This is a genomic window from Vibrio maritimus (assembly GCF_021441885.1).
Taxonomy (GTDB): domain Bacteria; phylum Pseudomonadota; class Gammaproteobacteria; order Enterobacterales; family Vibrionaceae; genus Vibrio; species Vibrio maritimus_B.
In genome coordinates this window covers 22,724-31,992 of the sequence record NZ_CP090439.1, presented here as the reverse complement: position 1 = coordinate 31,992, position 9,269 = coordinate 22,724, and the positions used below count along the sequence as shown (strand labels likewise).

General features: G+C 46.6%; 7 protein-coding genes. 6 read left to right on the top strand and 1 reads right to left on the bottom strand.

Going from position 1 to position 9,269, the window contains the following annotated elements; all coding sequences use genetic code 11:
• Genes LY387_RS16775 through LY387_RS16755 form a run of 5 tightly spaced genes read left to right on the top strand, consistent with a single transcriptional unit; the run spans nt 1 to nt 6,337 of the window.
• The gene (locus LY387_RS16775; RefSeq protein ID WP_234496915.1) at nt 1–2,148 is read left to right on the top strand and encodes a type I secretion system permease/ATPase; all 2,148 of its coding nucleotides are present in this window, start codon (nt 1–3) and stop codon (nt 2,146–2,148) included.
• Entirely contained in the window at nt 2,138–3,466 is a 1,329-nt protein-coding gene (locus tag LY387_RS16770) for an HlyD family type I secretion periplasmic adaptor subunit (RefSeq protein WP_234496914.1), read from the top strand. Before LY387_RS16775 ends, LY387_RS16770 begins: the two co-directional genes overlap by 11 nt.
• An 18-nt stretch (nt 3,467–3,484) precedes the next feature.
• Nucleotides 3,485–4,816: a TolC family outer membrane protein gene (locus tag LY387_RS16765; RefSeq protein ID WP_234496913.1), complete on the top strand. Its 1,332-nt coding sequence runs from the start codon at nt 3,485–3,487 to the stop codon at nt 4,814–4,816.
• Nucleotides 4,816–5,430, top strand: a complete 615-nt coding sequence (locus tag LY387_RS16760; protein ID WP_234496912.1) for an OmpA family protein — start codon at nt 4,816–4,818, stop codon at nt 5,428–5,430. Before LY387_RS16765 ends, LY387_RS16760 begins: the two co-directional genes overlap by 1 nt.
• A gap of 13 nt (nt 5,431–5,443) precedes the next feature.
• On the top strand, nt 5,444–6,337 hold the full coding sequence (locus tag LY387_RS16755) for a PstS family phosphate ABC transporter substrate-binding protein (protein WP_419153478.1): 894 nt from the start codon (nt 5,444–5,446) through the stop codon (nt 6,335–6,337).
• A gap of 68 nt (nt 6,338–6,405) precedes the next feature.
• Here the strand turns inward: LY387_RS16755 and LY387_RS16750 are convergent, their stop codons facing one another.
• Nucleotides 6,406–8,460, bottom strand: a complete 2,055-nt coding sequence (locus LY387_RS16750; RefSeq protein WP_234496910.1) for an alpha-amylase — start codon at nt 8,458–8,460, stop codon at nt 6,406–6,408.
• Nucleotides 8,461–8,666: 206 nt separating this feature from the next.
• Here LY387_RS16750 and LY387_RS16745 point away from each other — a divergent pair, with 206 nt between their 5' ends.
• Nucleotides 8,667–9,233, top strand: coding sequence for a hypothetical protein (locus LY387_RS16745; protein ID WP_234496909.1), 567 nt, complete (start codon nt 8,667–8,669; stop codon nt 9,231–9,233).
• The last annotated feature ends 36 nt before the right edge of the window (nt 9,234–9,269 follow it).

The following is a 9,269-nucleotide window of genomic DNA, read 5'->3' as shown; positions in this document are numbered from 1 at the left end:
GTGGAAAACCAAACTAGGGATAATTGGTTAGAGACCATTAAGTGGTTATGCCAGCACCACGAGGTGCGGTGTCATCCGATAAAAATAATCAGTGGCCTGCCACTTGATGATGGACAGTTGTCTGAGCCTTTGTTCTTAAGGGCATTGGAGCGAACCTCTTTAACGTCTCTTGAGTTAAGCTCGAACTCCATTGCAAGAGCGAAACCACCATTCGTGATGGTGGATTCAGACACTCAGCAGCCATTAGTTATTACCAAAGTACAAGGGCAAACTGTTACCTATTTGGTCGTTGATGAAGAGTTTAAACAGCGAGATACCACGCTTACTGAGCTACGAAAAACGTCAACCCCTTCAATCTGGCAGGTAAGTGGTGAGCCGGCTGTCGATAGTCGTGTCGAGGAGTTAAAGCCTTCTACACCGACGAGTTGGCTTTGGCGAACGTTAAAGGAAGTGCGTCCTTGGTATAGAGACTTGTTGATTGCCTCTCTCGTTATCAATTTACTCGCGTTGATCTTGCCACTGTTTACTATGAACGTTTATGATCGAGTTGTCCCAAACCAAGCGTTAAGCACCTTGTGGGTATTGGCAGCAGGGGTGATGATCGTTGTCGTATTCGACTGGATATTAAAAGAGTCACGAAGTTCGGTGACGGATATGGCGAGCCGCTATATCGACAATAAACTCTCAGCGACACTGTTTAGCAAGACAGTGGGCATGAAGTTAGAGAATCGACCACAATCGACGGGCGCATTTGCTCGTCAACTTCAGGATTTCGATTCGGTTAAAGAGTTCTTCACTTCAGTCACCTTAGTAACGTTGGTTGACCTTCCATTTACAGTACTTTTTCTTGTGCTCATTGGCTGGCTCGGTGGTGCGATGATGTGGATCCCTGTCGGTGTGATGGCACTTTTGCTCATCATCAGCGTAGTCATGAAGCGCAACGTTGAGAATACGCTTGAAGAAACGTCGCGGCTCTCGACTCAGCGTCAGGCTCAGCTTATCGAAGCACTAAACGCCTTACCCGAAATCAAACAGAACAACGCTGAAAGTGTTTTGCAAAAGCGATGGGAGAATATCATTTCATCTCTGTCGACTTGGCAAACCCGTTCTAGAACGTATACCAACATTGTTACCCATTGCATTCAATCTAGCCAACAAATAGTGACCGTGTCACTTATTGTATTTGGTGTCTACCAAATCGCAGAAGGTGTACTGACAATGGGTGGGCTTATCGCCATTGTCATGTTGAGTGGTCGCGCAGGAAGTGCAATCAACCAGCTGTCTATGTTGATGCTCCGTTATCAGCAATCACGAGCTGCCTTAGTCGGGCTAAATCAGATCATGGAACTGCCTCAAGAAGAGAGCAACCAGCAGGTGATTGATAGAGGCGAATTTAATGGGCACGTCAAACTCGACAATGTTGGTTATCTCTATCCTGAAACCACGTCTGCGGCGCTTAAAGATATTTCCTTAGAAATCAGTCCTGGAGAGCGCATCGGTGTGATAGGTGCCGCAGGAGCAGGTAAATCAACCTTGCTATCACTCATGCTTAAGCAAGTTGAGCCAAGTAGTGGTCAGCTCTATTTTGAAGGTCTGGACGCAAAATTGTGGCCACACAGCGTGTTAAGAAAAACTTCGGGTTGGGTGGCACAAAGTAGCGTATTGATGTTCGGCTCTGTGCTCGAAAACATTGTGTTTGGTGAAACCAAGATTGATGAAGTACGGCTCACTTATGCTATTCAATATTCAGGGCTCAATGATTACATGTCGCGCCTGGAGAATGGTCTCGAGACACAAGTAGGTGAAGGTGGTCGCCACCTATCCGGCGGGCAGCGTCAAGCCGTTGCGCTAGCCAGAGCGTTATACCGGCAGCCAAGGTTCCTCGTACTGGATGAACCAACGAGTGCACTAGATAATCAGGCAGAGCGTCGCTTTTACCAAGCACTTGCTCGAATGCCACGCACTATGACTATTGTGATTAGTTCTCACCGTCAATCGCTACTGTCACTCTGTGACCGAGTGGTTGTTCTCGACAAAGGCAAGTTGGTGCTAGAGGGGCCACCAAAAACAGTGCTCGACAAGCCCAGTCAACAAAAACACAAAGTGAAGAACATCGCTATCGTCAAAGGGGGTAACGATGAGCACTAGTCATATTGAGTGGAGCAATACTCAGCTCGCCTATCGTTCTAGAAAACTAATTTGGATTATCGCAGGCCTGTTTATTTGTGCCTTGCTATGGGCTTCTTGGGCAACGTTGGAAGAGGTTGTCGTCGGCGAAGGTACTGTGGTGCCGAGCCAGTCAGTGCAATCAATTCAAAGTCTGGAAGGCGGTATTGTCGAGAACATTTTAGTGCGCCAAGGAGACAGCGTGAAAGCGGGTCAAACTCTGGCGATATTGGATGACACGCGCTTTAGAGCGTCTTACCAAGAAACAGGGAAACAGTTTGATAGCTTGACCGCTCAGCGATTAAGGCTAGAAGCTGAACTGGCCAGCGTGAAGGTTGATATCAGTCAGCCTAATTGGGAGTCGCAGGTTCAAATTGAGCCACGATCTATCGTAAGCAACGACTCGTCTAGCCCCGCACTTTTTAATGCACAAGCCAACTATCTAGAGCGCCTAAGTCAGCTTTCGTCTGAACTTGAAGAATCAAAGCTGCGAATAGAGCAGCAGGCTCAGGCTGTGAGTGATACGCAGAACGCTATTCGAACATTACAAAGCAGTCTGTCCATCGTGAAGAAAGAGCGCGATCTTTTGAAAGCGGTAGTAGAGAGCGGAGCGGTGGCCGAAGTCGAACTTCTGAAGTTGAATCGTGATGTGATTCGAATCGAGGGTGACCTATCGAGCGCAATTGTGACCGCGCAAAAACAGCATGCGGCTTACTCAGAAGCTATCGCTGATCATCGCGGTATTGCCTTGGACTTTCGAACTAAAGCTCAAGGGCAACTTAACGAAATATCGGCCACCCTCGCTCAGTTAAATGAAAGCAGACAAGCAATTGCCGATCAGTTAAGACGAACTGAGGTGGTCGCGCCTTTGGACGGCACCGTTAAAGAGGTTTTTGTCAGGACCATTGGAGGTGTAGTTCGCCCCGGTGAGCCGATCATGGAATTGGTGCCCGAAAACTCGGCATTGATCATAGAAGCGAAGATTGCTCCTAAAGATATTGCTTTTATTTCAGTAGGTTTAGAGGCAATGGTGAAGTTTTCATCCTATGATTTTGTTATATACGGCGGTCAAAAAGGTACGGTGACTTATGTGAGTGCCGATGCTCTACAAACGGAAGATGGTGTGGCTTATTACCGGGCTCATATAGAGCTCTCTGAACCGGAAGAAAATGGTAGGACGTTTTCTGTTATACCGGGTATGCAAGCAGCAGTGGATATTCTCACAGGCGAAAAAACGGTTTTGCAGTATTGGTTAAAACCCATATTGAGAGCGAAAGAAAATTCAATGAGAGAAAGATAATAACTACAAGGAAACGATATGCGTGTGACAAAACTCGTGCTATCGAGTTGTTTGGCTCTATCGCCCATGGTGTTTACATCGGCGGCTAGTGCCATTTCGTTAGAAGAGTCGGTAGCTTTTGCTATTGATTACAGCCCTGAAGTATTGGCCCAATACTCGCGTTATCAATCCGTTATCAGAGATGGTGACGCAGCGGGTGGCGACAGATTACCGCAAGTGAACCTCTACGCTGCCGCTGGGGTAGAAGAAACTCGATATAATAATGGTAACTTTATTGACCCCGATGATCGACGACTCAATCGTACTGAGTTAGGCCTTCGAGTTTCCCAACTGCTATTTGACGGCTTTGGCACTAGTGCCAACGTGAAGCGTTTAGGGTATGAGGCGGAAGCAGAGCGCCTTACTTTGATATCTAGAGCGGAGAACGTCTCACTTGATGTAACTAGGCTTTACCTAGAGCTTCTTGAGGCAGAAACCTTACTCCAGCTTGCCAACCGCAACGTGGTTGAGCATCAAGAAATCTACCAAGATGTTCTAGATAAAAAATCTCAAGGGCTTGCCAGTAATTCGGATTTAGCGCAAATATCGGCTCGTGTAGCTACGGCGCAGTCTTCTCAGATAGCTGCACAAAACAACCTATTTGATCTTCAAACTCAGTTCCTCCGTCAGGTAGGAAAACCAGGGAGTAACTTGGTATTTCCAAAGTTTGACAGTGCGCTTCTGCCAAGCACGTTAGACGTCGCGCTTCAACAAGCCGTCGATAACCACCCAGAGATTAAGGCCGCCATGGTGGATATGGATGCAGCTCGACAGGAGATCCGCAGGGAGAAAGGGGACTATTATCCTGAAGTAAAAATTGAGCTACACGCAAACAAAAATCGAAACATAGGCAATGTCATTGGTCCCGATGAAGATATGCGTGCCATGGTGGTGCTTGATTACGATCTTTTCAATGGTTTCTCGACCGACTCCAGAGTTGAGTCTTCCGCATGGAGGCTTGAAGAAGCAAGGGCAATAAGAGTGAGAACGGAGCGAGAGGTGCGAGAGGGAACTGAGCTAGCGTGGAACGCTTATTCCATGTTAGAGCAACAGATTCGCTTATTAGAGCAGAACGTCGATGCCGCGAAGATTGCCGAACTTGGTTATATCCAACAGTTTAACGTAGGTCGCCGAAGCCTTCTTGATGTGCTCGATGCGAAGGTGGAAGTTTTCTTAGCGAGACAAAACTATGTGCGCAGTAAATACGATAGAACGTTTGCCGCCTACCGTTTGTTGAATGCAATGGGAGTTCTGACTTACGCACTTCGTGTTGAGCACCCTGAAGAGTGGCAAAAAGAGGGGGATTCATAATGAATAAATCAATTATTGCTCTCTCGTTACTCTTGTTATTTGGTTGCGCCGAAACGCCAAACACAGAAACGACACGCCACCAGATTGATGACCTTCGTGACCAAGATGGTGACGGCATTATAAATCAACGTGACCGATGTCTGGACACGCCAGCGGGTACGATTGTTGACAATGAAGGATGTGCCGAGTGGAAGTTCTCTAACGAGCCGGTTTTAGTGACGGTGAACTTTGATTACGACAAGTCTGTGATACGTCCGGATCAAGAGCCTACCGTCAATAAGCTTGCGCGCATGTTAGAAGAGACACCAGATGCGAATGTTGTCTTGATTGGTGATACTAGCTCTGAAGGAACAAATGACTACAACCGAGCACTAGCGAAAAGGCGTACCGCTGCAATTAAGCTAGCCATAGAAAATCTGGGCATTGATAGTCAAAGGATCTCCGAGCAAGAGTTTACCGAGGTTACGCAATACACAGAACAGCTCAAGCAACGTAAACGCCGTACCATTGCTGTTTTCTACCATCCAGAGATGTCCGCTGTAAAAGCATGGGATATCTTCACGTCAGAAGAAAACCTAACCAGTTCGACGAAAGTGGAGGCACCTAGTGAATAAGCCACTGATTTTCATGACGGCTGCGACCGCTTTTAGCGTGAGTGTGCACGCCAATACTCCTGACACACAGCACTCTGTTGTTGCGGTCGAGCCCAACCTAGTGCCTGTAATGCAAGCGCTGGTGAATGCTAAGGGGCTCGAAATCGATGTGAAGCAGAGCATGGATATTCCCAGTAGTTTGACCAACGATAACATGCTACTTGGTATCAGTTCTCGCAAATGGCAGGACAATGAAATAGCTAAATTTACTCACTTGAGGGGGTACAAGCCCACAGAATTGTTTTTTACTGCGGATGTCATCGCGATACTTGCCAACAAGGACAATCAAACCAAGTCCATCACAGTAGCTGAGTTGCGCTCTGTGTTTGGTTGTAACGAGCAGCCGAAAGTCACTCGTTGGAGAGATAGTGACGGTAACGAGCTTGGACCTATGGTTCCGTTTGCTATCGATAACCAACTGATAGGACATGAGAGATTTTCGAGCTGGGTGTCTTGTGATCAAAGTGAGTTTGCGGCAACTAATTTTGTTTTCGACAAGCAGGCTCTGCTTAGCGAAGTCTCGGGTCAAAAAGATGCGATTGCTTACTCGGTGTATACCGATGACTTAAATGAGCAAAACATCCTAAAAGTGACCAATGAGTTTGGGGAGTCTTACGATGTGAACAAAGAGACGATCTTGTCGGGTCGATATCCGTTGGCAAGTGTCTACTACATGTATCTCGATCTCCCGCCAAACAGAGAGTACTTTAACGAGCAAGAAGAGTTCTTTATCGGCCTGACGCTTTCTGACAAGCAAAAGGCAACTCTTAATCAGTTTGGGTTCATTAGCCTGCCGCCAGAAGCGATACAGCGCAACAAAGTGCGATTACGACTAGAAGAGCCAATGATAGAGGGTGGCTATAAATAATCTAATCAAGAAAGGCTCCAAGGATGTTCACCGAGGAGCCTTTTTAATGCTTCTACGTTTCTTTTTCTCTAGTTACCAAAGTAAGCAACGATGACTTTGTCTTGGTCTAGTTCTCTAGAGAAAACATAGGCGTTATCGTTATCGATGACCTTATGTTCACCGGCACCAACTGCTGGATGGCGGTCACGGAACTGACCAAGAGTCTGCCAATGTTTTAACAGTGCTTGCTTGTCTTTGCTAAGCTCCCAAACCATATCTGAGCGAGTACCTTGGTGGAAGTCATCGGCGTAGGGTCCTATGTTTCGACCCACTTCATCACCATAGTAGACTTGAACGGCACCAGGGCTAAGCAGTAGCGCGTTCGCGGCGTTTTGCTGCATGGTGTAATCTTTGAATCGACTGAAGAACAGCTCGGTATCGTGCGATGACATGTAGCTTACTGGGTTGAAATCTTTTGACTCTTGAATCGAGTTGGCATAGTTCTGATATGTCTCCGCCATTTGGCTAAAACACGCGGCGCCTTTATCCAGTTTCTTCTGCATATCAAAGTTGATCAATGCGTCGAAGCCATCATCAAAATAAGGCGTGCGGTGAGCACTATGTCCCCATACTTCGCCCATCATCCAGAATGGTTGGCCTTGCTTGCCGTTTTCTTTGCGCCACTGTTCAAGGCTGCTCGTTGCTTCTGCTTTCAAGCGTTGCCATACTTCACCTTCAACGTGTTTAACGGTATCTACACGATAGCCATCGATACCAAAGCGCTTGACCCAATCGGTCTGCCATTCAATAAGATAATCCGCAACGGTCTGATTTTCTCTCGCTTTTACGCGCGTACCAGGGTTTTCTAGAAGCCATTTAGGTGGCGTTACGGCTTTGGTGGACTCGGTTCTAAAATCAGGTAACCCAGCAAGTGAGAGGGTAATGGCACTTGAACCTGGTTGTTCATACCCAGGTAAGCCTGTGCGCACCCAATCTGGTCCCCACCAGTGCGTCCATTTATCACTTTGATAATCGATATTGGAATGGTAACTATGCCAGTTCTCTGATGATGTTGGTTGCCAAGCAGCGATGTTTTCTGGCAGTTGGTGCTCTGGCTTAAGTACGTTTAGTTCATCAAACTGAATGTCTGCAAGCGTAGAGTAGCCAGGGTGGTTAATCACGGCATCTAGCAGAACCTTAATGCCGCGCTTGTGTGCCTCATCCACTAAACGCTTTAGATCGTCATCGTTACCGAAGCTTTCATCAATTTTGGTAAAGTCACGCGTCCAGTAGCCGTGGTAGCCGTAAAATGGGAACGAGCCGCTATCACCGCCACCAACAAAACCATGGACTTGTTCAACAATTGGTGAGAGCCAGATGACATTGGTCCCTAGCGCTTTAATGTAATCGAGCTTCTCAGTGATACCATTGAGATCCCCACCATGGAATGTACCAATGTTATCCTTGCCATCAGACTGGCGACCATAAGGTTGAGGCGCACCAGGATTCGAGTTGTTGAACCTATCAACCATGACAAAATAGATGTTGGCATTGCGATAGTTAAGCGCATCCGATTTTGGAGTGGTTTCGACGGGCTCTAGCAAAGTTAAGCCACCAGATGCTTGGTTAGGTTTCACCGTAATTTTGCCTGATTTAACGGTCACAATGTCATTGGTAAACACGTCACGCAATTGCGTGCCATCAGGGTAGCTGTCTCCAACCGCAATAACTTGAGGCTCACTTGGAAGAGTTTCACACTGAACATTTGGAATGGGTCGCTTGAACTCTTTTTTAGCGACTTTTTTAGGTTGTCGTTTAAAAACTAAAGAATGGTCTTCTGCACTGTAAGTAAACGAATAATCTCCGGTAAAACGTATATTTAGTGGCAACACGGAGTCGCTACCACAGAGCAGCGGAATTGGGGTGTTAAACTTCACTTTGTTCGGTAACTCATTAGTACAGTCACCGTCAATGCCAGAGATTTTAAGCTGGTATTTGTCTTTAGTCAGAGGAATAACTAGTGGTTCGTCGGCAACGATAGGATAGTCACGGCTTGTCGTCGACGTCGAAACCGTAAGATACGGTGATGCGAATAGTGCTGGCGAAGCAAGTAGCATGCAGGCAAGTAGGGTCTTTTGTCTCATGTTCATTCCATTTATTTTAGTTTTCCAACGCTAATATAAATTGAGTGAATCATCGCCACATCCTTCCGAATGACTACGCCTCATAATTTGCAGTTGCTCACAAAATCGCCTTAGGGGATGAGAGTGAGGGGAGGAGGGGAGTTGTTAGATAAATTGATAGGCTGTCTTTGACCGTTTTTCTTCGTCATGTTATTTAAGAGAGTGCAATGAATAGAACGCTGCTTCTTTTACTTTTGTTGTATGGCAATGCATCGCTTGCGAGCGAGCAATGGGTGACCCAGTTTGTCTCCGGTGTTCTCGATATCAGCACAAAACAGCATGTACAAGCCTTGTCGGAGACCTACGACTGTGGTGAAACCGAGGGCGTCGAATACTGCAGCTTCGATCAGGTTTACCGTGGTATCCAACTTGATGTGGTTATTTACGTAGAGCCCGACGACTTAGTGAGCAAAATCACCTACACATTTCCATTCAATGTACATAACTACACGCATGTACAAACGTCGCTTCGCAAAGACAGTTATCACCTCATTAAAGCCAGTGTTGGCGGGGAAAGCGTGACTGTTGAAGAATTGCTCAATCAGGGCACAGCTCAAACTGCGGATAAGAAACTGATTGAATTTTTGAACTTATATCCCATTTCCACGTCCAAATTATTTACCTGGGTCAGGAAAAATGAGATTCAGAATACGTTAGCAACAGAAACGCTATTGATGACCAGCGACACAGAGAGCATTCAACTTATTTGGAATCGTGAGTCGAACGCCAACTAGAGGCAAACAACGACTTCCTTCACTGTGTCACACAAC

Bases quoted from the DNA above. Each gene is read 5' to 3' on its own strand.
- LY387_RS16770 (WP_234496914.1), top strand. From the start codon at position 2,138: ATGAGCACTAGTCATATTGAGTGGAGCAATACTCAGCTCGCCTATCGT.
- LY387_RS16765 (WP_234496913.1), top strand. From the start codon at position 3,485: ATGCGTGTGACAAAACTCGTGCTATCGAGTTGTTTGGCTCTATCGCCC.
- LY387_RS16760 (WP_234496912.1), top strand. From the start codon at position 4,816: ATGAATAAATCAATTATTGCTCTCTCGTTACTCTTGTTATTTGGTTGC.
- LY387_RS16755 (WP_419153478.1), top strand. From the start codon at position 5,444: ATGACGGCTGCGACCGCTTTTAGCGTGAGTGTGCACGCCAATACTCCT.
- LY387_RS16750 (WP_234496910.1), bottom strand. From the start codon at position 8,460: ATGAGACAAAAGACCCTACTTGCCTGCATGCTACTTGCTTCGCCAGCA.
- LY387_RS16745 (WP_234496909.1), top strand. From the start codon at position 8,667: ATGAATAGAACGCTGCTTCTTTTACTTTTGTTGTATGGCAATGCATCG.